General features: G+C 53.9%; 1 rRNA gene (cut by both window edges). It reads right to left on the reverse strand.

The annotated features are described in order from the left end of the window. Positions 1-258, reverse strand: a 23S ribosomal RNA gene (locus EYQ35_05145) (its annotated part extends past both window edges: 512 nt to the left, 1,243 nt to the right); the annotation flags it as partial.

Genomic DNA, 258 nt, shown 5'->3' on the forward strand with positions numbered 1-258 from the left:
CAGGAATATTAACCTGATGTCCATCACCTACGCCTTTCGGCCTCGGCTTAGGCACCGACTAACCCTGGGCAGATTAGCTTTACCCAGGAAACCTTAGACTTACGGCGAAGAGGTTTCTCACCTCTTTTATCGCTACTCATGTCTGCATAAGCTCTTCCACAACCTCCACGCGTCCTTACGGTCACGCTTCTCAGGCGAGTGGAATGCTCTCCTACCACCAGGACACACCCGTAGGCGTGAACTGATCCGCGGCTTCGG

The organism is Candidatus Binatota bacterium, assembly GCA_012960245.1.
In the GTDB taxonomy this organism is placed as follows: Bacteria; Desulfobacterota; Binatia; order UBA1149; family UBA1149; genus UBA1149.